Origin of the sequence: Dyella sp. EPa41 (genome assembly GCF_016586165.1) — a bacterium.
Lineage (GTDB): Bacteria > Pseudomonadota > Gammaproteobacteria > Xanthomonadales > Rhodanobacteraceae > Dyella.
The window spans coordinates 1-24,311 of the sequence record NZ_BCPR01000070.1; the positions used below are offsets into that span (position 1 = coordinate 1).

At 64.6% G+C, this 24,311-nt stretch carries 34 protein-coding genes and 1 pseudogene; 2 read left to right on the forward strand and 33 right to left on the reverse strand.

Annotated features, from left to right (window positions below; all coding sequences use genetic code 11):
- Positions 1-781 (reverse strand): LysR family transcriptional regulator (locus tag JMF82_RS17700; protein WP_201315873.1); only part of this gene is annotated, 781 nt, incomplete at its 3' end.
- Between the two features lie 91 nt (positions 782-872).
- On the opposite strand from JMF82_RS17700, the gene JMF82_RS17705 reads away from it, so the two are divergent.
- On the forward strand, positions 873-1,862 hold the full coding sequence (locus JMF82_RS17705) for an NAD(P)H-binding protein (protein WP_201315874.1): 990 nt from the start codon (positions 873-875) through the stop codon (positions 1,860-1,862).
- A 3-nt stretch (positions 1,863-1,865) separates the two neighbouring features.
- Here the strand turns inward: JMF82_RS17705 and JMF82_RS17710 are convergent, their stop codons facing one another.
- A complete protein-coding gene (locus JMF82_RS17710) occupies positions 1,866-3,149 on the reverse strand; it encodes a cytochrome c (RefSeq protein ID WP_201315875.1) in 1,284 nt (427 codons plus the stop codon).
- Positions 3,146-3,841 carry a c-type cytochrome gene (locus tag JMF82_RS17715; RefSeq protein WP_236585545.1) on the reverse strand — a complete coding sequence of 232 codons (696 nt, stop codon included), beginning with the start codon at positions 3,839-3,841 and terminating at the stop codon, positions 3,146-3,148. Before JMF82_RS17715 ends, JMF82_RS17710 begins: the two co-directional genes overlap by 4 nt.
- 211 nt (positions 3,842-4,052) lie before the next feature.
- On the opposite strand from JMF82_RS17715, the gene JMF82_RS17720 reads away from it, so the two are divergent.
- Positions 4,053-5,657, forward strand: coding sequence for an amidase (locus tag JMF82_RS17720; protein ID WP_201315877.1), 1,605 nt, complete (start codon positions 4,053-4,055; stop codon positions 5,655-5,657).
- On the opposite strand, the gene JMF82_RS17725 is transcribed toward JMF82_RS17720, so the two are convergent.
- The 30 genes and pseudogenes from JMF82_RS17725 to rpsJ form a co-directional block, all read right to left on the reverse strand.
- Positions 5,654-7,288 (reverse strand): MASE1 domain-containing protein, encoded by a 1,635-nt coding sequence (locus JMF82_RS17725; protein WP_201315878.1) that lies wholly within the window; start codon positions 7,286-7,288, stop codon positions 5,654-5,656. The genes JMF82_RS17720 and JMF82_RS17725 overlap by 4 nt on opposite strands.
- A gap of 238 nt (positions 7,289-7,526) precedes the next feature.
- Positions 7,527-8,903 (reverse strand): 3-deoxy-7-phosphoheptulonate synthase class II, encoded by a 1,377-nt coding sequence (locus tag JMF82_RS17730; RefSeq protein WP_201315879.1) that lies wholly within the window; start codon positions 8,901-8,903, stop codon positions 7,527-7,529.
- A 13-nt stretch (positions 8,904-8,916) separates the two neighbouring features.
- Positions 8,917-9,414 carry a disulfide bond formation protein B gene (locus JMF82_RS17735; RefSeq protein WP_201315885.1) on the reverse strand — a complete coding sequence of 166 codons (498 nt, stop codon included), beginning with the start codon at positions 9,412-9,414 and terminating at the stop codon, positions 8,917-8,919.
- A 359-nt stretch (positions 9,415-9,773) separates the two neighbouring features.
- Complete coding sequence (gene rplQ, locus JMF82_RS17740) at positions 9,774-10,154, reverse strand: 50S ribosomal protein L17 (RefSeq protein WP_111981411.1); 381 nt, start codon at positions 10,152-10,154, stop codon at positions 9,774-9,776.
- 304 nt (positions 10,155-10,458) lie between these two features.
- Positions 10,459-11,457 carry a DNA-directed RNA polymerase subunit alpha gene (gene rpoA, locus JMF82_RS17745; RefSeq protein WP_038620387.1) on the reverse strand — a complete coding sequence of 333 codons (999 nt, stop codon included), beginning with the start codon at positions 11,455-11,457 and terminating at the stop codon, positions 10,459-10,461.
- 16 nt (positions 11,458-11,473) lie between these two features.
- Positions 11,474-12,100 carry a 30S ribosomal protein S4 gene (rpsD, locus tag JMF82_RS17750; protein WP_038620398.1) on the reverse strand — a complete coding sequence of 209 codons (627 nt, stop codon included), beginning with the start codon at positions 12,098-12,100 and terminating at the stop codon, positions 11,474-11,476.
- A 12-nt stretch (positions 12,101-12,112) separates the two neighbouring features.
- The gene (gene rpsK, locus JMF82_RS17755; protein WP_007513384.1) at positions 12,113-12,499 is read right to left on the reverse strand and encodes a 30S ribosomal protein S11; all 387 of its coding nucleotides are present in this window, start codon (positions 12,497-12,499) and stop codon (positions 12,113-12,115) included.
- Positions 12,500-12,511: 12 nt separating this feature from the next.
- Positions 12,512-12,868, reverse strand: coding sequence for a 30S ribosomal protein S13 (gene rpsM / locus JMF82_RS17760; protein ID WP_038620401.1), 357 nt, complete (start codon positions 12,866-12,868; stop codon positions 12,512-12,514).
- Between the two features lie 137 nt (positions 12,869-13,005).
- Positions 13,006-14,331 (reverse strand): preprotein translocase subunit SecY, encoded by a 1,326-nt coding sequence (secY, locus tag JMF82_RS17765; protein ID WP_201315880.1) that lies wholly within the window; start codon positions 14,329-14,331, stop codon positions 13,006-13,008.
- A 4-nt stretch (positions 14,332-14,335) separates the two neighbouring features.
- Positions 14,336-14,773 carry a 50S ribosomal protein L15 gene (rplO, locus tag JMF82_RS17770; RefSeq protein WP_201315886.1) on the reverse strand — a complete coding sequence of 146 codons (438 nt, stop codon included), beginning with the start codon at positions 14,771-14,773 and terminating at the stop codon, positions 14,336-14,338.
- Positions 14,773-14,967, reverse strand: a complete 195-nt coding sequence (rpmD, locus tag JMF82_RS17775) for a 50S ribosomal protein L30 (protein ID WP_019464882.1) — start codon at positions 14,965-14,967, stop codon at positions 14,773-14,775. The genes rplO and rpmD overlap by 1 nt, the downstream gene beginning before the upstream one ends.
- Positions 14,960-15,469: a 30S ribosomal protein S5 gene (rpsE, locus tag JMF82_RS17780; RefSeq protein WP_019464883.1), complete on the reverse strand. Its 510-nt coding sequence runs from the start codon at positions 15,467-15,469 to the stop codon at positions 14,960-14,962. Before rpsE ends, rpmD begins: the two co-directional genes overlap by 8 nt.
- A gap of 118 nt (positions 15,470-15,587) precedes the next feature.
- Positions 15,588-15,947 (reverse strand): 50S ribosomal protein L18, encoded by a 360-nt coding sequence (rplR, locus tag JMF82_RS17785; RefSeq protein ID WP_201315881.1) that lies wholly within the window; start codon positions 15,945-15,947, stop codon positions 15,588-15,590.
- A gap of 112 nt (positions 15,948-16,059) precedes the next feature.
- Positions 16,060-16,587 carry a 50S ribosomal protein L6 gene (rplF, locus tag JMF82_RS17790; RefSeq protein WP_201315882.1) on the reverse strand — a complete coding sequence of 176 codons (528 nt, stop codon included), beginning with the start codon at positions 16,585-16,587 and terminating at the stop codon, positions 16,060-16,062.
- A gap of 10 nt (positions 16,588-16,597) precedes the next feature.
- The gene (rpsH, locus tag JMF82_RS17795) at positions 16,598-16,993 is read right to left on the reverse strand and encodes a 30S ribosomal protein S8 (RefSeq protein ID WP_201315883.1); all 396 of its coding nucleotides are present in this window, start codon (positions 16,991-16,993) and stop codon (positions 16,598-16,600) included.
- 222 nt (positions 16,994-17,215) lie between these two features.
- A complete protein-coding gene (gene rpsN / locus JMF82_RS17800) occupies positions 17,216-17,521 on the reverse strand; it encodes a 30S ribosomal protein S14 (RefSeq protein ID WP_111981405.1) in 306 nt (101 codons plus the stop codon).
- Between the two features lie 18 nt (positions 17,522-17,539).
- A complete protein-coding gene (gene rplE / locus JMF82_RS17805; RefSeq protein WP_038620419.1) occupies positions 17,540-18,082 on the reverse strand; it encodes a 50S ribosomal protein L5 in 543 nt (180 codons plus the stop codon).
- A 13-nt stretch (positions 18,083-18,095) separates the two neighbouring features.
- A complete protein-coding gene (gene rplX, locus JMF82_RS17810; protein ID WP_019464889.1) occupies positions 18,096-18,410 on the reverse strand; it encodes a 50S ribosomal protein L24 in 315 nt (104 codons plus the stop codon).
- Between the two features lie 14 nt (positions 18,411-18,424).
- Entirely contained in the window at positions 18,425-18,793 is a 369-nt protein-coding gene (gene rplN, locus JMF82_RS17815) for a 50S ribosomal protein L14 (protein WP_038620422.1), read from the reverse strand.
- A 14-nt stretch (positions 18,794-18,807) separates the two neighbouring features.
- The gene (rpsQ, locus tag JMF82_RS17820; RefSeq protein WP_038620426.1) at positions 18,808-19,068 is read right to left on the reverse strand and encodes a 30S ribosomal protein S17; all 261 of its coding nucleotides are present in this window, start codon (positions 19,066-19,068) and stop codon (positions 18,808-18,810) included.
- Between the two features lie 12 nt (positions 19,069-19,080).
- Complete coding sequence (rpmC, locus tag JMF82_RS17825; RefSeq protein WP_019464891.1) at positions 19,081-19,266, reverse strand: 50S ribosomal protein L29; 186 nt, start codon at positions 19,264-19,266, stop codon at positions 19,081-19,083.
- 1 nt (position 19,267) lies between these two features.
- The gene (gene rplP, locus JMF82_RS17830) at positions 19,268-19,681 is read right to left on the reverse strand and encodes a 50S ribosomal protein L16 (protein ID WP_038620428.1); all 414 of its coding nucleotides are present in this window, start codon (positions 19,679-19,681) and stop codon (positions 19,268-19,270) included.
- Positions 19,682-19,692: 11 nt separating this feature from the next.
- Positions 19,693-20,442 (reverse strand): 30S ribosomal protein S3, encoded by a 750-nt coding sequence (gene rpsC / locus JMF82_RS17835; protein WP_038620438.1) that lies wholly within the window; start codon positions 20,440-20,442, stop codon positions 19,693-19,695.
- Positions 20,443-20,455: 13 nt separating this feature from the next.
- Positions 20,456-20,792 (reverse strand): annotated as a pseudogene (rplV, locus tag JMF82_RS17840) (50S ribosomal protein L22).
- A complete protein-coding gene (rpsS, locus tag JMF82_RS17845; protein WP_017461870.1) occupies positions 20,792-21,064 on the reverse strand; it encodes a 30S ribosomal protein S19 in 273 nt (90 codons plus the stop codon). Before rpsS ends, rplV begins: the two are co-directional and overlap by 1 nt.
- 12 nt (positions 21,065-21,076) lie before the next feature.
- Positions 21,077-21,898, reverse strand: a complete 822-nt coding sequence (gene rplB / locus JMF82_RS17850; RefSeq protein WP_038620443.1) for a 50S ribosomal protein L2 — start codon at positions 21,896-21,898, stop codon at positions 21,077-21,079.
- Between the two features lie 18 nt (positions 21,899-21,916).
- On the reverse strand, positions 21,917-22,210 hold the full coding sequence (gene rplW, locus JMF82_RS17855) for a 50S ribosomal protein L23 (protein WP_038620445.1): 294 nt from the start codon (positions 22,208-22,210) through the stop codon (positions 21,917-21,919).
- Entirely contained in the window at positions 22,207-22,809 is a 603-nt protein-coding gene (gene rplD, locus JMF82_RS17860; protein ID WP_201315884.1) for a 50S ribosomal protein L4, read from the reverse strand. The genes rplW and rplD overlap by 4 nt, the downstream gene beginning before the upstream one ends.
- An 11-nt stretch (positions 22,810-22,820) precedes the next feature.
- Entirely contained in the window at positions 22,821-23,462 is a 642-nt protein-coding gene (rplC, locus tag JMF82_RS17865) for a 50S ribosomal protein L3 (protein WP_038620449.1), read from the reverse strand.
- Positions 23,463-23,482: 20 nt separating this feature from the next.
- On the reverse strand, positions 23,483-23,794 hold the full coding sequence (gene rpsJ / locus JMF82_RS17870; RefSeq protein WP_014402136.1) for a 30S ribosomal protein S10: 312 nt from the start codon (positions 23,792-23,794) through the stop codon (positions 23,483-23,485).
- Positions 23,795-24,311: the final 517 nt, after the last annotated feature.

Below are 24,311 nucleotides of genomic sequence, written 5' to 3' on the forward strand. Positions count from 1 at the left end.
ACAGCTGGTCCGCCATCAGGCGCACCAGTTGCGGGTCGCGCCGCGCCAGGTTGACCTGCGCGATGCCGATGCCAAAGCCGGCACGCAGGGCCGCCAGCGCGGCCAGATCGCTATCCGTGCGCAGCGAAAAATGCTCGCGGGCATACGGCAGGCCCTCCGGACGCAGCCGGCGTATGTAGGGCAGTTCGGTATCGAAGCCGATCAGCGCGTGGCCGGCGAGTTCGGCCAGCGTCGACGGCTGCCCATGCGCATCCAGGTAGCGCCGGTGGGCGAACAACCCCAGCTCGATGCGTCCCACGTGCCTGGCAACCAAGGCGTCCTGGGCAGGCCGCACCATGCGTACGGCGATGTCCGCGTCGCGGCGCAGCAGGTCGGTGGTCTGGTTGGAGAGCACCAGCTCGACGACGATGCCAGGGTGCCGCTCGCGGAACACGGTGAGGATGGACGGCAGCACTTCCGCGCCGATGACCTCGCTGGCGGTCAGGCGCACCGTACCGCTGATCTCCTCCCGGCCTGCCGATGCCGTGCGTTGCAGGGCTGCCGCCGCCGAAGCCATTGCCTGCGCGTGAGGCACCAGCTCATGCGCCAGTTCGGTGGGAGCCAACCCCTGGGGCGAGCGCGCAAACAGAGGCGCACCAAGCGCCGCCTCCAGTTCCCGCATATGACGCCCCAGGCTGGGCTGGGTCATGCCGAGGGCGCGCGCAGCCGCCGACAGGCTGCCTTCGCGCATCACGGCGAGGAAGGACCGGTAAAGCTCCCAGCCGGGATTGTTCGAGGCCATGCATATTTTTATAGCAGACCTTCGATATTAGGCAATTTTCATTCAACAGGCCCAGCGACAAGCTTTCCTCACCTTCCCTGAGGAATCGACCATGACCATCCAGCGGACAGCCCTAGTCATCGGCGCAAACGGCGGCATTGGCCGCGAAACCTGCCTGGCCCTGCGTCGGCATGGCTGGCAGGTACGCGCCCTGGTGCGCAGGCCGCCGGAAGCCGGCAAGGACGGTATCGATTGCCGCATCGGCGACGCCATGCAGGCCGCGGACGTCGTGCGCGCCGCAGCGGGCGCCGACGTCATCGTCCACGCGGTGAACCCGCCCGGTTATCGCGGCTGGGAGCGCCTGGTATTGCCCATGCTGGACAACACCCTCGAGGCGGCCAAGCTCCATCGCGCCCGCGTCGTATTGCCGGGCACGATCTACAACTATGGGGCGGATGCCTTTCCCCTGCTCGGCGAGGCATCGCCACAGCATCCATGCACCCGCAAGGGCGAGATCCGGGTGGAGATGGAGCGGCGGCTGCGCCATGCCTCGACCGGCGGCGTACGCACGCTGGTGCTGCGGTGCGGCGACTTCTTCGGTCCCCGCGCAGGCAACAACTGGTTCGCGCAGGGGCTGATCCAGGCGGGCAAGCCCGTGCGGCGCATCCGGTATCCCGGTCGCTACGAGCTTGGCCATGCGTGGGCCTACCTGCCGGATGTGGGCGAGACGCTGGCGCGGCTGCTCGATCGCGAACACGAGCTGGCCGACGTCGACAGCTTCCACTTCGGCGGGCACTGGCTGGATGGACACGCCATGCTGGATGCGATTCGTCGCGTCACCGGTAACCCGGCGATCCGCGCCGGCGCGTTTCCCTGGTGGCTGGCCCGGCTGGCGTCGCCGTTCAACGAGACGCTGCGCGAGCTATGCAAGATGCGCTACCTGTGGCGCGCGCCGGTCCGCCTGGACGACCGCAAACTGCGGGCGTTCCTCGGCGAGGATCTCTACACCCCGCTCGATGAGGCCGTGCGCGCCGCCCTGGTCGGCGTCGACTGCCTCTCCCGTGCGGCTGCCGGCGACGCCCGCCTGACGCAACGGGCGTAGGCGTCAGTCGATCGGCGTGTGGCGGTTCTTGATGACATCGCGCTCCATCACCAGCGCGGCATGGTTGGACCATGACTGGCGGATGTAGGTGACGACCGCGGCAACATCGCTGTCGCTGAGCTGCTGGGCAAACGGCGGCATCGAATAGGGGCGCGGATTGCCCTTCGTCACCGGCGGGAAACCACCCAGCAGCACCACGCGGATGGCATTGATCCCGCTGGGCTCGTTCACCGAGGAATTGCCGTTGAGCGGCGGATAGATACCGGCGACGCCATTGCCGTCCTTGCCATGGCAGTCGGCGCAGCGTTCCGCATAGACCTTCGCGCCCTGGGCGAGGATCGGCCTGGTATCGAGCGGTGATTTCGGCTCCGCCACGGCCACGCGCGGCGGCAGCGATTGCAGGTAGGTGGCGATGGCGCGCAGATCCTCGTCGCGCATGTGCTGCGTGCTCTGTTGCACCACTTCCGCCATCGGGCCGAATGCCGTGCCGCGCGCCGACTGGCCGGTCTTGAGCAGGTCCACGATGTCCTGTTCGCTCCAGCCTTGCAGGCCACCGTTGGCCTGCATGCTCAGGTCGGGCGCATACCAGTTCTGCGAGGGAATCTGCCCGCCCGCGAGCGAAGGCTTGTTCTGTGAACCGCCAAGCGAATCGCGTGGCGCGTGGCATTCGTTGCAATGGCCAAGGCCCTGCACGAGGTAGGCGCCGCGGTTCCACGCATCCGGTTTCGTGGCGTCAGGCTGGTATTCGCCCTCCTGGAAATACAGCGCGCGCCATGCCTTGAGGCTGTTGCGCACGCTGTAGGGAAAGCCCAGCCCCAATGGCTTGGCCGCCTGCTTCGTGGCCGGCAGCGATTGCAGGTAGGCAAAGATGGCCAGCGCATCGTCGCGCGTGACCTTGGTGAACGAGGTGTAGGAAAACACCGGATAGAGCAGCTCCCCATGGCGCCCCATGCCGCTGTGCAGCGCCTGCCAGAAATCCTCGAAGCTCCAGCCACCCAGGCCGGTGTCGCGATCGGGCGTGATGTTCGGCGCCGGGATGTTGCCGAACGGCGTGGGCAACACGCGCCCACCGGCGTAGCGCACGCCACCCCGCTCCGTATGGCACGAAGCACAGTCGCCGACGCTGGCCAGGTACTCGCCCTTGGCGATGAGCGCCGGATCCTTCAGCGTGGCCTCCGTCACCTGGCTGGCCGATGGGGCTACGGGCTGCCTGTCCTGCGTGCGGAACAGCCACCAGCCGGACAGCGCCAGCAGCGCGACGATCACGATCGCTATGACGCGCTTCATGCGCCGTCTCCCTTGTCGCCAAGCACGCCGCAATGCAGCGGCGGCGTCACCGAGCCGGCAGGCTGTGCATGCATATCCGCCGGCAATTCACGGCTGGCCAGCCAGGCCGACACCGCGCTGATGTCCGATTCGCTCAGCCGGTTGGCGATCTCGTTCATGCAGTCGGGCGCCACCGTCGCGCGGGTCTTGGTGCGCCACGAGCCGAGCTGCGAGCTGATGTAGTCGTACGGCAACCCGACAAGGCCGGGAATGTCCGGCTGCACGCCGGTGAGCTGGCTGCCATGGCACGCCGAACACGCGGGGATCTCGCGCGACGGGTCACCGTGCGTCACCAGTTCCTCGCCACGCTTGAGCGTCGCCGGCGACAACGGGGGCAGCGGCGAGCGGCTGTAGGGCACGTCCTGCGCGGCGAAGTATTCGGCGATTTCGTGCATGTATTCCGGGCTGAGCTGACGCGCCGTGTACTCCATCGGTCCGTACTTGCGCAGTCCGTCCTGGAAGTCCTTCAACTGCCGCGCCAGGTAACCCGCCGGCTTGCCGGCCAGGCGCGGAAAGAAACCGCTCTCGGGGGTTCCTTCGCCATGCACGCCATGACAGGCCGTGCAGGCGGCGATGCGCTGCTGCAGGGTGTCGGGAATATCCGGATGCTGGGCATCCTGCGCCAGCGTCCCGGGCGGGAACAGGATGAGCATGCCCACCCATGCGCCGAGGACACGCCTGGCCAGCCACTTCGCTGAGAGCGCTTTCATGATCTTCCCTAGTAAGCCTGGTGCGCTGCCGCCAGGACGGCGCGGCGATGTCGGTCGCTCATTATAGGCAGCGGCCCTCAATGGACCACGGCAAACTCCGATAGCCTGCCGTTTTGCGACATCATGTCGCACAACCTTGTCCGAGGCTGCTTCCATGCTCCGTCGCCCGCTTGTCGTCGCCGTGCTTGCCTTGCTCGCCGCATCACCGTTGATGGCCGCGGAGGCGCCGGACGACGCATTTGCCTCCATCGCCACGCTGCAGCAGCACATGGACGCGGGCACGTTGACCAGCCGCGCCCTGGCCCAGCAGTTTCTCGATCGCATCCGCCGCATCGACCAGTCCGGGCCGACGCTGAAAGCCGTGCAGGAGACCAATCCCGATGCCCTGCAAATCGCGCAGCAGTTGGACGGTCAGCGCAAGCGCACGAAGCGACGCGGCCCGCTGTACGGCATCCCGGTACTGCTGAAGGACAACATCGACACCGGCGATCACATGCTGACCACGGCCGGCTCGCTTGCGATGATGGACGCGCCGGCACCACGCGATGCCGGACTGGTCGAGCGCCTGCGCAGCCACGGCGCGGTGATCCTCGGCAAAACCAATCTCAGCGAATGGGCCAACATCCGCTCCAACCATGCCAGCAGCGGGTGGAGCGGACGCGGCGGGCAGACGCGCAACCCCTACGCGCTCGACCGCAACCCCTGCGGATCCAGTGCCGGCTCGGGCGCCGCGGTCGCGGCGGGGTTGGTCACGGTGGCGATCGGCACCGAAACGGATGGCTCGATCATCTGCCCCGCCGCCGCCAACGGCATCGTGGGCATCAAGCCGACGCTGGGCCTGGTCAGCCGCAGCGGCATCGTGCCGATCAGCCACAGCCAGGACACCGCCGGCCCCATGGCACGCAGCGTGGCCGATGCCGCCGCCCTGCTCAGCGCCATCGCCGGCAGCGATCCGCGCGATCCGGCCACTGTCGAGGCCGATCGCCATGCCACCGATTACACCCGCTTCCTCCATGCCGACGGCCTGCGCGGCAAACGCATCGGCGTCGTGCGCGCGCTGGGCGGCGCGGAACCGAATGCGGACCGCATCCTCGACGAAGCCATCGCGCTGATGAAGGCGCAGGGCGCGATCATCGTCGACCCGGTGGACCTGCCGCACCTGAAGGAACTGGGCGATACGGAACTGACCGTGCTGCTCTACGACTTCAAGCACGACATCAACACCTACCTGGCCACCCGCACCGGGCTGAAGGTAAAGACCCTCGCCGACCTGATCGCCTTCAACCAGCGCGAGGCGGAGCGGGAGATGCCCTGGTTCGGGCAGGAACTGTTCGAACAGGCGCAGGCCAAGGGCGCGCTCAGCGACGAGGCCTATCTCTCCGCCCTGGCCAAAGCCAAGCAGCTCTCCGGCCCTGACGGGATCGATGCGGCCTTGAAGGCCCATCATCTGGACGCGCTGCTTGCACCTTCATGGGGCCCGACCTTCGTCACCGATCCCGTGCTGGGCGACCACGTGGTCAGCGGCGATCCGACCGTCGGCGGCGCCTCGCAGCCGGCGGCGATGGCCGGCTATCCGTCCATCACCGTCCCCGCCGGCTTCGCGCATGACCTGCCGGTGGGCATCGTCTTGTTTGGCGCGCGCTGGAGCGAGCCGACCCTGATCAGCATCGCCTATGGTTTCGAGCAGCACGCGAAGGCGTGGCAGCCGCCAACGTTCCTGGACACCATCGGCGGCAAACCCGTACCGCCGGCTCCCTAGGTCGACAGCGGCCGCGCGTAGACCAGGTCGACGTCAGCCGGCCCATCGGTACGCAGCGCGTCGTGCAGCAGCAGCGTGACGCCGAGCCGCTGCTCGTCCTCGCGCTCGTGCACCACGCCGCCATAGATGAGCGCGCGCTCGCGCACGGTCGCCATGCCTTGTCCATTGGTACCCAACAGGGATACCAGTTGCCGCCACTCGGGTGCAGGCCGGCCTCGCTGGGAGGCAGCAGCCCGTGCGGCCGTCATGCGCAATACCACCCAGCGGCGCCCGCGCGTGCAGCCGCCGCGTATCTGCAATCGAACGCGCCGGACGGGTTCCCGCGCGAGCAGGTACACCAGCACCTCGCAGGCCTGCCGGTAGAGCATCATGTGAACGTCGGGGGCCAGCAGGTTCAACCCGGCGCCGGCGAATTCGCAGGCGTACTCGGCCCCCGCCATCGCGGCGGCCTGGGCGAGCGGGCCGTCCTCGAAGGTCGCGACCAGGCCACGCTCTCGCCACGAACGCGGGTGCAAGGCATTGGCCAGCCGCTGCATTTCGCGCTGGGTCAGATCCAGATGCCTCGCGTAGGCATGCTCCATGTTCGAAGGAAGCGCCGGCCCCAGGCGATCCATCATGCGCTTCTGGCCCACGAGCATCGACTCGCCCAGTCGATCGAGCGAATCGGCCACGTAACGAAGTCGCAGCTCTTCCTGGTAAAGCCCTTGCTGGGCGAGCTGGAATCCGCGCAACGATTCACCCACGCCACGCGCATCCGCACCCGCTTCCTTGACGACACGCGGCAACCGGCCGCCCAGCATGAGCAGGCTGGACACCGCAAAGGCGACGAGCGCCTGCGCCTGGATGACCGCGGGATCACGGCTGACGGTGACCGTGACCGTGAATTCCACGGCGAAACTGGCCAACAACCCGGCGATCGCGGCACCACGCCAGCCATGGCGCAAGGTCATCCACGCCGCGGGCAGAAACGCCGCCATGCGCGCGATCTCCACCACTTCATCGTTCTTGCTGTAGGTGATGAGACACATCAAGAGCAACAGCGCGGGAACCACGCCGATCGCACTGTCGCGAAGAAACGCGCGATCGGTGGCAACGCGCGACCAGCCGGCCCCTGGCTCCCACAGGGCCAATACCGCGGGTACCAGGGTCAACGCGCCGAGATAGCTGCCCAGGAAATAGGTCAGCACGATATGCATGGTGATTGCCGGTGCCGTCTCGCCAGGTGGCATGTGCACCGTCGACAGGGCCCACGTATTGGCGAGCGCGTTCACCGCTCCGCCAATCAGGACGTACGTCAGCATCGCCGCGACGTCGGGCTCCCCGCCTCGAAATAGCGGAAGGTGGCGGCGTGCAAGCTCCACCGGCGCCGCAAACAGCAGCAAGGGAGGGATGGTGATGACCGCCATCCAGAGCCAGCCGAACTCGTCGTGATGCGCCCAGCCGTGATGGGCCAGGGCGATCGTTTCGCCGATCATCATCGCCGGCCAGAAACGGTACGGCACCAGCAGCAGGCACAGCACGCGCAAACCCGTGGGGAGGTTCCAGTTCGCGACGGAAATCTCGCGCATCAGCTCGTAGCAGGCCCCATAGATGCCCGCCACCCACAGATGCTGGAGTCCCCTATACGCCATGAAGCGTCCCCAGACGCGCGCTATACCGTTGCCGAACGTCATCACTGCCGAAACCAACCCCTGTTTGGAAAGGCACCACCGGACCAACCGGCTTGCCTACCCCGTCGCCATTCTCGCAGGATTTTCGTCACATATTCATCACAGGCTCATCTTTCGGAAAAGTCTGCTGCCATGCCCCGGTTTCGGCCAAAAAAAGCCCGGCTGAAGCCGGGCTTGGAGTGAATCGCTGGGCCAGCCTTCAGGCGGGGGGTGAACCAACCGACTTGCGCACGATCAGCATCGCCAGCTCCAGCGATTGCTCGTAGTTGAGACGCGGGTCGACCATCGACTTGTAGGCTCGGTCCAGGTCCGTCTCGCTGAGGTCACGGGCACCTCCCATGCATTCGGTCACGTCCTCACCCGTCAGCTCGAGGTGCACGCCGCCCAGGCGCGTGCCTGCCGCCGCGTGGATGTCGAACGCCTGGTCCAATTCGCCGCGGATGTTATCGAAGCGACGCGTCTTGTAGCCGTTGGAGGTGGTCTCGGTGTTGCCATGCATCGGATCGGCGACCCACAGCACGCGACGCCCCTCCCGCTTCACGGCGTCCAGCAGCGGCGGCAGCGCGCGGCCGATGGGTCCATTGCCCATGCGATGGATCAGCGTGAGGCGGCCCGGCTCATCGTCCGGATTGAGCGCATCGATCAGCGGCAGCAGCTGCTCCGGCGTGACCGACGGCCCAACTTTCACCGCGATCGGATTGCGGATGCCGCGGAAATATTCCACGTGGGCGCCATCCAGTGCCGCCGTGCGCATGCCTATCCACGGAAAGTGCGTGGACAGGTTGAACCAGCCGCGATGGCGCGGCACCTGGCGCGTCAGGGCTTCCTCGTAGTGAAGCAGCAGCGCTTCGTGCGACGTGAAGAAATCCACGCGCGAGAACCCGGCAATCGGGCCCGCCAGCGTCTCCATGAAGCGCAACGAGTCGCCGATGGCGGTGACCATGCGCCGATACTCGGCCGCCAGGGGCGAGTGCTCCACCCAGGCGAGATCCCAATACTCGGGATGATGAAGATCGGCGAAGCCACCATCGATCAACGCACGGACGAAATTCATCGTCAGCGCGGAATGCGCGTGCGCCTGGATCAGGCGCTGCGGATCGGCACGGCGCGCCTGCGGCGTGAACTCCGGACTGTTGACCAGGTCGCCGCGGAAACTCGGCAGGGTCTCGCCATCGCGCGTCTCCGTATCGGCTGAACGAGGCTTGGCGTACTGGCCGGCAAACCGCCCGACGCGCAGCACCGGCCTCTGCAGGCCGTGCACCAACACCAGGCTCATCTGCAACAACACTTTCAGGCGATTGGAGATGATCGGGCTGGTGCAGTCGGCAAAGCTCTCCGCGCAATCGCCGCCCTGCAGCAAAAAGCGCTTGCCCTCCTGGGCATCGGCCAGCGCCTGCTTCAAGGCCAGCACTTCCCAGGAGGTGACCAGGGGAGGAAGCGCGGCCAGTTGGCTCGTGGCGCGGGCGAGCTCGGCCGCGTCTTCGTAAAAAGGTTGCTGCAGCGCTTCACGCTGCTTCCAACTCGCGGGAGTCCAGCCGGTGGGAACGAGTTGTGTCAGAGGCAAGGCATGGCTCATGGCAATGGCCCGGTCAGGCGCGCTTGCGCGCAGCGGCATACAGCGCGGCGAAGACAAGCAACAGGTACCAGAGCAGCGTCCAGGCAGGCATGGGGAGCCCAAACACCGGCTCGATCTTGGCGCATTCGCCCGAACCGGTGAACACCATCTTCAACACCTTCGCGAACGGAAACGTGTCCATCATGTAGCCCAGGTTCGGTCCACACGCGGGAATCTGGTCGGCCGGCAACGTCTGCAACCAAAGATGCCGCGTCGCCGTGGCGATGCCACCCAGGGCGCCAAGCACCACGCCACCGGTATACACCCATCGCACTCCGCCGCGCGGTGCGTGCACGCCGCCGAGCAGGAAAAACACGCCCATCACCATGAACGCGATGCGCTGGAAGATGCAGAGCGGACAGGGAATCATGCCGAGCACGTGCTCTGCATACAGCGCATAGCCCAGCAGGGCGGCGCACACGAAGAAACCCGCGAGATAGGTGGTACGGAACGACCAGCGGAAGGGATTCATTGGCTCAGGCATGTTGCGTTGCGAAAACGGGACATTACCCGCTCGCCCGGCGACTGTCAGCCCTGCCGGACAACCCGGCCCTTCTCGCCGCCCTGCCTCACCCTCCCCTGCGTGATGGCGAGGACCGAAAGCAGCGAGAGCGCCAACGCCGACCAACGGTCGGCGGTTTGCCTGGGTGAGGACGTCCAGGCTTGCGCCCTCGCCATTTATCCCCTTTTCGGGGATTCACTTCCCCCTCGCTCCCGCCCTGCCGCAGCCGGGCGGAAGCTGCGCTCCCGCAAGGGAGCAGCTACCCAGGAAAAGCAAAACCCCGGCAGGTCGCCCGGCCGGGGTTTCACGATACGTCAGTGTCGCCGGACTTACTCGGCGGCAGCCTCGGTGCGCGGGCGATCGACCAGCTCGACGTACGCCATCGGGGCGTTGTCGCCGGCACGGAAGCCAGCCTTGAGGATGCGCAGGTAGCCGCCGGGACGCTCGCGGTAACGGGGACCCAGCTCGATGAACAGCTTGCCCACGGCTTCCTTGTCGCGCAGGCGAGCGAAAGCGAGACGGCGGTTGGCAACACCATCGGTCTTGGCGAGCGTGATGAGCGGCTCGGCGACGCGACGGAGTTCCTTGGCCTTGGGCAGGGTGGTGCGGATCAGCTCGTGCTTGATCAGCGACGCGGCCATGTTCTTGAACATGGCTTCGCGGTGGCTGCTCGTGCGGTTGAGCTTGCGACCGGATTTCTGGTGGCGCATGGCAATACTCTCTTTGTCTGTTGTTATGAAAAGCCGGCGGTTATGTCCGACTTCCCGCGGTTACCCGCTGATGAAGCCCTTCGTGTCACGGGCTCTTGTTGAGCAAGACGGCAATAGTGCCGTTGGGCGTCTGCAAAATCCGAGGGATGAACACTCGTCAGACTGCCAATACCAAGCGACCAAGGCGGCCGCCCGAAATATCAGGCGGCCCGTGGACCGCCCTTTTGGCAGCCGGCGAGCGTACCGAGGTACGCTCGCCGGTTTGCCGATACTACCGGCGACCGCGAACGGCCGCCTTGAAACATCAGCCCAGCTGCATGCCGTGCGAGAGGCCCGGCGGCGGCCAGTTCTCGAGCTTCATGCCCAGGGCAAGACCACGACCACCCAGCACGTCCTTGATCTCGGTCAGGGACTTCTTGCCGAGGTTCGGCGTCTTGAGCAGCTCGACTTCCGTCTTCTGCACCAGGTCACCGATGTAGTAGATGCTCTCGGCCTTCAGGCAGTTCGCCGAACGCACGGTGAGCTCCAGGTCGTCGATCGGACGGAGCAGCAGCGGGTCGAAACCGCCCTTCTCCGCCTTGTCCGTGGCGCTCTCGCGACGCGAGAAGTCACCGAACACCGACAGCTGGTCGTTGAGGATCTCGGCGGCCTTGCGGACCGCGTCTTCCGCACCGATGGTGCCGTTGGTCTCGATGTCCAGCACGAGCTTGTCGAGGTTGGTGCGCTGTTCCACGCGGGCAGCGTCCACTTCGTAAGCCACGCGCAGCACCGGCGCGAACGACGCGTCGAGCTGCAGGCGACCGATCGGACGGGCCTCATCATCCGGATGCTGGCGCGCGCTGGCCGGCTGGTAGCCGACGCCGCGACGCACCTTCAGGCGCATGTTGAGGGCGATGTCCTTGGTCAGGTGGCAGATCACATGCTCGGGGTTGATGATTTCCACCGAGTGGTCGACGGCGATGTCGCCGGCGGTGACCACGCCCTTGCCCTTCTTGGACAGGGTCAGGGTGACTTCGTCACCCGAGTGCTGGCGAATCGCCACATCCTTGAGGTTCAGCAGGACTTCGATCACGTCCTCCTGCAGACCCTCGAGGGTGGTGTATTCGTGCAGCACGCCATCAATTTCCACCTCGACGATGGCAGAGCCAGGGATCGAGGAAAGCAGCACGCGACGCAGCGCGTTGCCCAGGGTGTGGCCGAAACCACGCTCGAGCGGCTCGACCACCACCTTCGCGCGGTTGGGTCCAAGCTGCTCGACGCTGAGGCCGCGAGGCCGCAGCACGCTAGTTGACGAAACTGCCATGCAGGGCTCCGGTTGATTACTTCGAATAGAGCTCGACGATCAGGCTCTCGTTGATGTCGGTCGGCAGGTCGCCGCGGTCCGGCATCGCCTTGAAGGTGCCTTCGAACTTCTTGCTGTCGACTTCCACCCACTGCGGGCGCAGGTCCATGGTGTCGAACACGGTTGCCGCTTCCTGCACGCGCAGCTGGTTGCGGGCGCGCTCGGTCAGGGCCACCACGTCACCGGAACGAACCTGGTACGACGGGATGTTCACCTTCTTGCCGTTGACCAGCACAGCCTTGTGGCTGACCAGCTGACGGGCCTGGGCGCGGGTAACCGCGAAACCCATGCGATAGACGACGTTGTCCAGACGGCTTTCGAGCAGGCGCAGCAGGTTCTCACCGGTGTTGCCCTTGAGGGTCGACGCCTTGGTGTAGTAGTTGCTGAACTGGCGCTCGAGGACGCCGTAGATGCGCTTGACCTTCTGCTTTTCACGCAGCTGCAGCGCATAGTCCGACAGGCGGGCGCGCTTGTTGGCGCCATGCTGGCCGGGCTTGTTTTCCAGCTTGCACTTCGAATCGATAGCGCGAGCGGGGCTCTTAAGACTGAGGTCTGCACCCTCGCGGCGAGCGAGCTTGCAGGTAGCTCCACGATAACGTGCCATGGGTATGCTCCTTTAGACTCGACGCTTCTTGGGGGGACGGCAGCCGTTGTGCGGGATCGGCGTGACGTCGATGATGTTGAGGACCTTGTAGCCGAGGGCGTTCAGCGAACGCACCGCCGACTCGCGGCCCGGGCCGGGGCCCTTGATGCGCACTTCCACGGTCTTCACGCCGTAGTCGCCAGCCGCGCGGCCAGCCTTCTCGGCGGCCACCTGGGCAGCGAACGGGGTCGACTTGCGCGAACCGCGGAAGCCCGCGCCGCCGGCAGTCGCCCACGACAGGGCGTTGCCCTGGCGATCGGTGATGGTGACGATGGTGTTGTTGAAGGAGGCTTGCACGTGGGCCACGGCATCCGTGACAACGCGCTTGATCTTCTTCTTGGTCTTGACAGGCTTGGCCATGTTCGGAATCCGTTACTTCTTGATCGCGCGACGCGGGCCCTTGCGGGTGCGTGCGTTCGTACGCGTGCGCTGGCCGCGCACCGGCAGACCACGGCGATGACGCAGGCCGCGGTAGCAACCCAGGTCCATCAGGCGCTTGATGGCGATACCCACCTCGCGACGCAGATCGCCTTCGACGACGTACTTGCTGATTTCGTGGCGAAGCTTCTCGACTTCACCTTCACTCAGGGACTTGATCTGCGTGGTCGGAACCACGCCCGCGTCCGCGCAGACCTTCTTGGCCCGGCTGCGGCCGATCCCATAAATGCTTTGCAGGCCAACCCAGACATGCTTCTGGACCGGCAAATTGACACCCGCGATGCGCGCCATGATGTACTTTCTCCGATGCGTTTCGTGCGCGGTAAACGCGCAATTCTAACCGTAAACAACCCAACAGGAAAGCCCTGCGGCACCAGGGGTGCCGCCGCCCTCCAATCCAGACCAACTTCCCACCACCCCAGCAGCCATCAGTTGCGGCGGAGGTTGGCCTTCTTGAGCAGGCTTTCGTACTGGTGACTGACCAGGTGCGCCTGCACCTGGGCAGTGAAATCCATCACCACAACCACGACGATCAGCAGAGAGGTGCCGCCGAAGTAGAACGGGACGTGCCACGCCTTTTGCATAAACGAGGGAACCAGACAGACCAGCACCAGGTAGAGGGCGCCGACACCGGTCAGACGGGTCATCACGTTATCGATGTAATCGGCCGTCGAGCGGCCGGGGCGGATACCCGGAATCAGGGCGCCGGAGCGCTTGAGGTTGTCCGCCGTCTCCTGGGAGTTGAACACGATCGCCGTATAGAAGAAGGCGAACGTGATCACCAGCACCGCGAAGACGATGTCGTACAGGGGCTCACCCGGGGTCAGCGCCTGGGTCAGTTCGGTCAGCCAGCGCGACTGGTGGCCCTGGCCGAACCACGTTGCCGCGGTGGCCGGGAACATCAGCAGGCTCGATGCGAAGATCGGCGGGATCACGCCCGACATGTTGATCTTCAGCGGCAAGTGCGAGGTCTGGTTCATGTAGGCCCGTTGCCCGCCGGAACGTCGCGCATAGTTCACGGTGATGCGCCGCTGGGCGCGCTCCATGAACACCACGAACGCCGTCACCGCGAGGATCAGGCCCACCACCATGATCATCTTGATCACGGAAAGCTCGCCGTTGCTGGCCATGGTCAGCGTGTGCGCCACGGCACCCGGCAGACCAGCGACGATGCCGGCGAAGATCAGCAGCGAGATACCGTTGCCGATGCCGCGCTCGGTGATCTGCTCGCCCAGCCACATCAGGAACATCGTGCCGGCGGTAAGGCCGACGATCGACGCCATGATGAAACCGGCACCCGGGGTATAGACCACCGGCGCACCACCCGCCGCGACCTGCTTCTGCAGGGCCACCGCGATGCCGAACGCCTGGAAGGCCGCCAGGCCCACCGTGCCGAAGCGCGTGTAGGTGGTCATCTTTCGACGACCGGACTCCCCTTCCTTGCGCAATGCCTGCAGGCTCGGGATCACCGAACCCATCATCTGCACCACGATGGAGGCCGAGATGTACGGCACCACGCCGAGCGCGAACACCGAGAAGCGTGCCAGTGAGCCGCCCGAGAACATGTTGAACATGTTCATCAGGCCGCCGCCCTGCTCGATCAGGCTCGTCATGGCTTCCGGGTTGACACCCGGGACCGGGATGAAGGAACCGAGACGGAAAACGATCAGCGCACCAATCACGAAGAAGATGCGCTGACGCAGTTCCGTCAGCTTGCCGAGCGATCCGAGCGATGTGCCCTGGGCTGACGCCACGTGATTACTCCACGCTGCCGCCGGCAGCTTCGATCGCCGCCTTGGCGCCGGCCGTGGCCAGCACGCCCGACAACTTCACCGCACGGCCGATCTCGCCCTTGGCGACGACCTTGACCTTCTTGGCGCGGCTGTCGATCAGACCGGCCTGATGCAGGACGATCGCGTCGATCACGTCGGCCTTCAGGGTGGCCAGCTGATACAGGAACACTTCCTGGCTCTCGGCCTTCTTCAGCGAGCGGAAGCCTACCTTCGGCAGGCGGCGCTGCAGCGGCATCTGACCGCCTTCGAAGCCGTACTTGTGGGTGCCGCCCGCGCGGGCGTGCTGACCCTTGTGACCGCGACCGGCGGTCTTGCCCAGGCCCGAACCGATACCGCGACCCACGCGAAGGCGGGTCTTGCGGGCACCGGCGGCCGGCTTGATGTCGTTAAGACGCATGGTGATTACTCCTCAACCCGCACGAGGTAATAGACCGTGTTGATCAGGCCACGCACCTGCGGGCTGTCCTTCAGTTCACGGACGTCGTTGAGCTTGTTCAGGCCGAGCGCCTTGACGCTCAGGCGATGACGGCTCTGCACACCGCGCAGGCCCTTGACCAGGCGCACGCGCACGGTGGCGGCGGTTTCGTTCTTAGCCATTGCCCAGCACCTCTTCAATGGTCTTGCCGCGCTTGGCAGCGATCTGCTTCGGCGAGGCAACGGCCTGCAGGCCCTTGATGGTCGCGCGGACCAGGTTGATCGGGTTGCGCGAACCGACGGCCTTGGCCAGCACGTTCTTCACGCCCACCACTTCCAGCACGGCGCGCATGGCGCCGCCGGCGATGACGCCGGTACCTTCGGAGGCCGGCTGCATGAACACGCGGGCCGCGCCGTGGTTGGCCTTGATGGCGTACCACAGGGTGCCGTTGTTCAGATCGATGCTCACCATGTTGCGGCGGGCGCGGTCCATGGCCTTGGAGATGGCGACCGGCACTTCACGCGCCTTGCCATAGCCGAAGCCCACGCGACCTTCGCCATCGCCGACCACGGTCAGCGCGGTGAAGCTCATCTGGCGGCCACCCTTGACGGTCTTGGCCACGCGGTTGACGGCAATCAGCTTCTCGAGCAGGCCGTCCGAATTTTCGCGATCGGTAGAAGACATGTTCTTTTCCGTATGCCTGGCGAACCAGGACTTTTGCTTGCGGCTGGGCCGCTTGGAGTTGTGGGTACTACACGTGGCTTCAAGTGCCGGGCCAACCCGGCACTCGATGCCAACCGGCTTAGAACTTCAGGCCGGCTTCGCGGGCCGCATCGGCCAGCGCCTTGATACGACCATGGAAGCGGAAGCCCGAGCGATCGAACGCCACGGACTCGATACCGGCGGCCAGGGCACGCTCAGCCACGGCCTTGCCGACAGCGGCGGCGGCGGTGAGGTTCTTGGTGCCCTTCAGGCCTTCGGCCACCGACTTCTGCACGGTGGAAGCAGCTGCGACAACGTTCTGACCGTCGGCGGCGAACACCTGCGCGTACAGGTGCTGACCGGTGCGATGGACCGACAGGCGAGCCACACCGAGCTTGCGGATGTGGGAGCGAGTGGCCTTGGCGCGGCGCAAGCGGGATTCGTTCTTGTTCATCGTCATAATTCCTGGAAACGGATCGGCAAGTAGCTTTGTGTAGATGCGCCCTGCTTTTCTTGAAGAGTGCGGCCATGGTTGGCCGCTTCCACATGCAGGGACAGCGTACTAACTCGCTTTATGCCTTCTTGGCTTCCTTCAGGGTGATCTTCTCGCCCGAGTAGCGGACGCCCTTGCCCTTGTACGGTTCCGGCGGGCGGATCGCACGGATCTTGGCGGCCACTTCGCCCACGCGCTGCTTGTCCGTACCCTTGATCAGGATCTCGGTCTGCGACGGGGTTTCGATGGTGATGCCTTCCGGAGCGTCGAACACGACCGGGTGCGAGAAGCCCAGGGCGATGTTCAGCGACTTGCCGGCCATCGAGGCACGGTAGCCCACGCCGACGAGCTCGAGCTTGCGCTCATAACCGTCGGACACGCCCTTGACCATGTTGGCCAGCAGCGCGCGCAGCGTGCCGCCGAACTTGTCGTCGGCGCCCTCGGCGACGGCGATGTTCGCCACGCCGTTGTCGATGGAAACGGATGCGCCCGGCAAGGCGTGGGTCGCCAGGGTGCCCTTCGGGCCCTTGACGGTGATGCCGTTGGCGTTCGAGGTGATCTCAACGCCCTTCGGCAGGGTAATCGGCTGTTTGGCAACGCGGGACATCGTCGGCTCCTTATGCGACCTGGCCGATGACTTCGCCGCCCAGACCCTTGGCACGGGCCTGCGCGTCGGTCAGCAGACCGGCGGAAGTCGAGATGATCGAGATACCCAGGCCACCGAGGACCTTCGGCAGCTCGTCCTTGCCGCGGTAGACGCGGAGGCCGGAGCGGCTGACACGGGTAATGGACTCGATGGCCGGACGGCCTTCGAAATACTTGAGCTTGATCTCGAGCACCGGCTTGCCTTCCACGCTGGAAGACTTGGCGTCGAGGATATAGCCCTCGTTCTTGAGAAGATTGGCGATGGCCACCTTCAGCTTCGACGACGGCATGTTTACGGTCTGCTTGCCCGTGAGCTGGGCGTTGCGGATGCGCGTAAACAGATCGGCGATGGGATCAGTCATGCTCATGAAAACATCCTTCAGAGTGCACCGATATCCGAAAAACCGGAAATCAATTGAGTTGTGTGCCGGCAAAGACGCCAGCCTGCGGAGCGCAGACTATCGACTATAGCAGCATTTTTCCGACTTTGCGAACTTCGGCGCGTAATCGCACCAACAGCGGCAGGCCGGAAGGCCTGCCGCCGCTTCGAGCGAGGGAGGGTTTGCACCCGCCCTGCCCCGTTTTGGGTCTTACCAGCTGGCCTTGCGCAGGCCAGGAACGTCGCCACGCATGGTGGCTTCGCGCAGCTTGTTACGGCCGAGGCCGAACTTCTGGTACACGGCGCGCGGACGGCCGGTCAGCGCGCAGCGGGTACGCTGGCGAGCCGGGCTGGCGTCACGCGGCTGCTTCTGCAGCTTGGCCTGGGCTTCCATCTTCTCCTCGTAGGAGGCGGTGGGGCTCAGCACAATCGCCTTCAGTTCGGCGCGCTTGGCGGCGTACTTCTTGACGAGCTTGGTCCGCTTGAGGTCGCGGTTAACCATCGAGGTCTTGGCCATGTGTCTCTCGCGACTCTCTTAGTTGCGGAACGGGAAGCTGAAGGCTTCCAGCAGCGCCTTGGCTTCTTCGTCGGTCTTGGCGGTGGTGGTGATGGAGATGTCCATGCCACGCATCGCGTCGACGGCGTCGAAGTCGATTTCCGGGAAGATGATCTGTTCCTTGATGCCGAAGTTGTAATTACCACGGCCGTCGAAGGCACGACCCGACACACCACGGAAGTCGCGCGTACGCGGCAGCGAGATGTTGATCAGGCGATCAAGGAATTCCCACATCTGGGCGCGGCGCAAGGTGACCTTGCAACCGATCGGCCAACCGTCGCGGATCTTGAACGAGGCCACCGACACGCGGGCCTTGGTCTGGATCGGCTTCTGGCCCGAGATCTTGGCCATGTCGGCCACGGCGTTCTCAAGCACCTTCTTGTTGCCGGCCGCTTCGCCCACGCCCATGTTCAGCGTGATCTTGGTGATGCGGGGAACCTGCATCACGTTCTGGTAACCAAAACGCTCGGTGAGCTTCTTGATGACCTGGTCTTTGTAAAACGTTTCGAGACGCGTCGTCATAACGAAAGATTCCTTACGCGTCCACAACTTCGCCGTTGGACTTGAACACGCGCACCTTACGCCCATCAGAGAGCGTCTTGGCGCCAACGCGTTCACCCTTGCCCGTGGCGGAGTTGAACAGCTGGACGTTGGAGATGTGGATCGAAGCCTCACGCTCGACGATGCCGCCAGCCTGGTTGGCCTGCGGATTCGGCTTGGTGTGACGCTTGACCAGGTTCACGTTGGAGACGAACACGCGGTCGCCATCAACGCGCAGCACGTCGCCGCGCTGACCCTTGTTCTTGCCGGTGATCACGAGGACCTGATCACCCTTGCGGATACGGTTCATGGTCTAGTCTCCGCTCAGAGCACTTCGGGCGCGAGCGAGACGATCTTCATGAACTTCTCGCTGCGCAGCTCGCGAGTGACCGGCCCGAAGATACGGGTGCCGATCGGCTCGAGCTTGTTGTTGAGGAGGACCGCTGCGTTGCCGTCGAAACGGATCAGCGAGCCATCGGGACGGCGCACACCCTTGGCGGTACGAACCACCACGGCGTTGTACACCTCGCCCTTCTTCACCTTGCCGCGGGGGATGGCATCCTTCACGGTGACCTTGATCACGTCACCGATCGCGGCGTAACGGCGCTTGGAGCCGCCGAGCACCTTGATGCACATCAGTTCGCGGGCGCCGCTATTGTCAGCCGCGGAAAGCGTGCTTTGCATCTGGATCATGTCTGCACCCTCCCTTAGACGTTAGCGCGCGTGATGATTTCGACCACGCGGTGATGCTTGGTCTTGGACAGAGGACGGCATTCCGCGATGCGGACCAGGTCGCCTTCGTTGGCTCCCAGGTCGTCCTGCGCGTGCAGCTTGGTCGAACGACGGATGATCTTGCCGATCAGCGGATGCTGTTCCTGGCGCTCGATCAGGACCGTCACGGTCTTGTCCATCTTGTTGCTGATGACGCGGCCCTCGAGGGTGCGCGTCTGCTTCTGGTTGTCGCTCATATCGGCCGTCCCTTACTTCTTGCCGCCGAGCACGAACTTCGTGCGGGCGATGTCGCGCCGAACGCGGCGCAGCTGGTGCGGCTGGTTGAGCTGGCCGGTGCCCTTCTGCATGCGCAGATTGAACTGCTCCTTGCGCAGGTCCAGCAGGTGCTTATTCAGCTCTTCGGCCGTCTTGTTGGTCAGATCTTTGATGGCCATATCACATCACCGCCCGGGTCACGAATTGGGTCTGGACCGAGAGCTTGGCAGCGGCAAGGCGGAAAGCCTCGCGTGCGGTCGCCTCGTCGATACCCTCGATTTCATACAGCATGCGGCCCGGCTGGATCGGCGCGACCCAGTATTCGACGCCACCCTTACCGGCACCCATTCGGACTTCGATGGGCTTCTTGGTGATGGGCTTGTCCGGGTACACGCGGATCCACAGCTTGCCGCCGCGCTTGACGAAGCGGGTGATGCAGCGACGACCGGCCTCGATCTGGCGCGCGGTGAGCGCGCCGAACGTGGTGGCCTTCAGGCCGAATTCGCCAAAGCTGACGAGGTTCGAGCTGAATGCCAGACCGTCGTTGCGGCCCTTGAACTGCTTACGGAATTTGGTTCGCTTGGGTTGCAGCATGGCAACTCTCCTTACTTCGCCGTCCGCTCGCGGCGGCCTTCACCGCCCTCGCGACGCGATTCACGACGACCCTCGCCACCCTCACGGCGCGGCTGGGACTGCTCTTCCTTCGGCTCCTGGTTGACCTGGGACAGATCGAAGATCTCGCCCTTGTAGATCCACACCTTGATGCCGATGATGCCGTAGGTGGTCTTCGCCTCGGCGAAGCCGTAGTCGATGTCCGCACGCAGCGTGTGCAGCGGGACGCGACCCTCACGAGCCCATTCGGAACGAGCAATCTCGGCGCCGTTCAGACGGCCAGAGACATTGATCTTGATGCCCAGGGCGCCCAGGCGCATCGCGTTGCCAACCGAGCGCTTCATGGCGCGGCGGAACATGATGCGACGCTCAAGCTGCTGCGCGATCGACTCGGCAACCAGCTGCGCGTCCAGCTCGGGCTTGCGCACTTCGCTGACATTGATGTGCGCCGGAACGCCCATCATGTCGCTGACTTCCTTGCGCAGCTTCTCGATGTCCTCGCCCTTCTTGCCGATCACCACGCCCGGCCGGGCGGTGTGGATCGTCACGCGCGCGGTCTTGGCCGGACGCTCGATGAGGATCTTCGAAATGCCGGCCTGGGCCAGCTTCTTGCGCAGCATCTCGCGAACCTTCAGATCGGCGGCGAGGTACTGGGCGTATTCGCCCTTATTGGCGTACCACTTCGAGTTCCAGTCCTTGGCAATGCCGAGGCGGATACCGGTGGGATGAACTTTATGACCCATCGTCTATGTCCTCTTAGTTGCCAACGACCACAGTGATGTGGCTCGTGCGCTTCAGGATGCGGGAACCGCGGCCCTTGGCGCGGGCATACATGCGCTTCATCGCCGGACCTTCGTCGACAAAGATGCGCGAGACCTTCAGCTCGTCGACGTCAGCGCCGAGGTTGTTCTCGGCGTTGGCGACGGCCGACAGCAGCACCTTGCGAACAATGTGCGCGGCCTTCTTGTTGGTGAAATTGAGCACGTCGCTGGCACGGCCCACGGGCATACCGCGGACCAGGTCAGCTACCCAGGCGTGCCTTCTGCGCCGAAATGCGGGCGCTGCGCAGGATCGCTTTGGCTTCAGTGCTCATCACTTGCCCTTCTTGTCGCCGCCATGGCCCTTGAAGGTACGGGTCACCGCGAACTCGCCGAGCTTATGCCCGACCATGTTCTCGTTGACCAGCACGGGGACATGCTGACGGCCGTTGTGGATGGCGATGGTCAGGCCAACCATCTCCGGGAGGATCATCGAACGACGCGACCAGGTCTTGATCGGACGCTTGTTATTGGCGGAAACGGCGGCTTCCACCTTCTTTACGAGGTGCAGGTCGACGAACGGACCTTTCTTTAGAGAGCGCGGCATAGTCGTTTCCTATTACTTGCGGCGACGCACGATGAACTGCTGCGTGCGCTTGTTGTTGCGGGTCTTGTAACCCTTGGTCGGCGTGCCCCACGGGCTGACCGGATGACGGCCGCCGGAGGTACGGCCTTCACCACCACCGTGCGGATGGTCGACCGGGTTCATGACAACACCGCGGACGGTCGGACGGATGCCGAGCCAACGCTTGGCGCCGGCCTTGCCGAGCTTCTTCAGGCTGTGCTCGCTGTTGCCGACTTCACCGATGGTGGCGCGGCAGTCGACCGGCACCTTGCGCATTTCGCCGGAGCGAAGACGCAGGGTGGCGTAGCCGGACTCGCGGGCCACCAGCTGGACCGAGGCACCGGCGGAGCGTGCGATCTGCGCACCCTTGCCCGGCTTCATCTCGATGCAGTGGATGGTCGAACCGACCGGGATCGAACGCAGCGGCAGGCTGTTGCCGGCCTTGATCGGCGCATCGCTGCCCGACACCAGGCGGTCGCCCACCTGCACGCCCTTCGGCGCGATGATGTAGCGGCGCTCGCCGTCGGCGTAGCACAGCAGCGCGATGTGCGCGGTGCGGTTCGGATCGTATTCGATGCGCTCGACGCGGGCGGCAATGCCTTCCTTGTCGCGCTTGAAGTCGATGATGCGGTAACGCTGCTTGTGACCGCCGCCCTGGTGACGGACCGTGATGCGACCGTAATGGTTACGGCCGCCGTTCTTGGTCTTCGCCTCGGTCAGGGCCGCGTACGGCGCGCCCTTGTGGAGACCTTCGGTGCGCACGCTGACTGCGTCGCGGCGTCCGGGGGAGGTCGGCTTGTGAGTGATCAGTGCCATCTCAATTCAACTCCTGGCTCAGGCCTTGGTCGACACGTCGATGGTCTGGCCATCGGCGAGGCGCACATAGGCCTTGCGCTTGCCCTGGCGGCTGCCAGCGCGGAAACGGAAGGACTTGACCTTGCCCTTGGCGTTGACGAGGTTCACCTGCTCGACCTTGACGTCGAACATCTGTTCCACCGCAGCGCGGACATCGGCCTTGGTTGCCTCGGGGGCAACCACGAATACGTACTGGTTCTTCTCAGCCAGGCGAGCTGCCTTTTCCGAGATGTGCGGCGCGCGCAGCGTATTCAGGATGCGTTCGTTGCTCATGCCAGCCACTCCTCGATCTTCTTCACCGCATCGACGGTCATGACGATGTGGTCCGAACCGACCAGGCTGACCGGGTTCAGCGCCAGCACGTCCACGACGTGGATGTACGGGATGTTGCGCGCGGCCAGGAAGGTGGCCTCGTTGGCGTCTTCCGACACCAGCAGCACGCGGCCGGAAACCTGCAGCTCGGCCAGCTTGGCGACCATCGCCTTGGTCTTGGGGGTGTCGATGCCGAAGCTTTCGACCACCTTCAGACGACCCTGGCGGTTCAGTTCCGACAGGATGGAGCGGATCGCAACGCGGTAGGCCTTGCGGTTGACTTTCTGCTCGAAGCTGCGCGGCTTGGCAGCGAACGTGACACCACCGCCCACGAAGATCGGAGCGCGGTAGTCGCCGTGACGAGCGCCGCCGCCCTTCTGCTTCTTGAACTTCTTCGTGGTACCCGACAGCTCACCACGCGACAGCTGGGCCTTGGTACCGGCGCGACCGCCGGCCTGGTAGGCCACCACCACCTGGTGAATCAGTGCCTGCTTGAACTCGCCGCCGAACACTTCGTCCGACACGCTGAGCGGCTTGGCGCCAATGACATTCAGTTCCATGGCGTCTCTCCTCAACCCTTGGTCGTCGGACGGATGACGACGTCGCCGCCGGTAGCACCCGGCACCGCGCCCTTCACCGCGATCAGATGACGCTCGGCGTCGACCTTGACCACTTCCAGGCCCTGCTGGGTGCGGTTCACCGCGCCCATGTGGCCTGCCATCTTCTTGCCCGGGAACACGCGACCCGGGGTCTGGCGCTGACCGATAGAACCCGGCGCGCGATGCGACAGCGAGTTACCGTGGGTCGCGTCGCCCATGGTGAAGTTGTGGCGCTTGATGGTGCCCTGGAAGCCCTTGCCCTTCGACACGCCGGCGACGTCAACGATCTGACCCACCGAGAACACGTCGTCAGCCTTGATCTCGGCGCCCACGCTGTACTTGCCGAGATCGTCGGCAGACACGCGGAACTCCCACAGACCACGACCCGGCTCAACCTTCGCCTTGGCGTAGTGACCCTTCAGCGGCTGGGTCAGCAGGCTGGCGCGCTTGACGCCCGCCGCGACCTGCACAGCGCTGTAACCATCGTTATCTTCCGTCTTCAGCTGCGTAACGCGATTCGGGGTGGCTTCAATCAGCGTCACCGGAATCGAGCGTCCGTCTTCAGTGAAGAGTCGGCTCATGCCGCACTTGCGGCCAACCAGTCCGATACTCATCTTCGTATCCTGTCTATCGCTCAACCGAGCTTGATCTGAACGTCAACGCCAGCGGCGAGATCAAGCTTCATGAGCGCGTCCACGGTCTTGTCGTTGGGGTCGACGATGTCGAGCACGCGCTTGTGCGTACGGGTCTCGTACTGGTCGCGGGCATCTTTGTCGACGTGCGGCGACACCAGAATGGTGTAACGCTCGATCTTGGTCGGGAGCGGAATCGGGCCGAGAACCGTAGCGCCGGTGCGCTTGGCCGTCTCGACGATTTCGCTGGCCGAACGGTCGATCAGACGATGATCGAACGCCTTGAGCCGGATGCGAATCTTTTGGTTCGCCATAAACCGTGTCCTGTTATCGAAAGAACAAATTCTGTGAACCGGATGGGCTTCTCACCCATCCGCACAACCCATTTACTGCGGTGCTGCAGGCCATCGCGACGGGCGAAAAACCGCGCCACGAACTGGCCTTAAAAGACTAGGCAGGCCCTAAACGGGCCCGCCCAGACGAAAAAGTATAAAACGCGCGAAATGGCCAGGTCAACAAAGCGTCACGCTTCGTCGCCCAAGCCCTTTCTTGCGTATTGGCCATCCCGGCCAGCGAACTCGAAGCACTTCCTGTGCCTCATTTCGCTGTAAGGTCGGCGGTCCGTCTATGGACCATCGACAGGCAAGATTGAAACTATAACCGTAAAACCGACCAAAGGAAAGTACTTTCCTTCGGTCGGTAAAGCCGCTCGCTGGCGCTAGCTGTAAAACCGGCAGCTTCGCTGCCTGCAAACAGTAAACAGGGACCAGCCTCAGCTCTTACCTTTTTACTGTTTACCTTTTACAGCCCGCCCCGAAAGGGGCGGGCGAC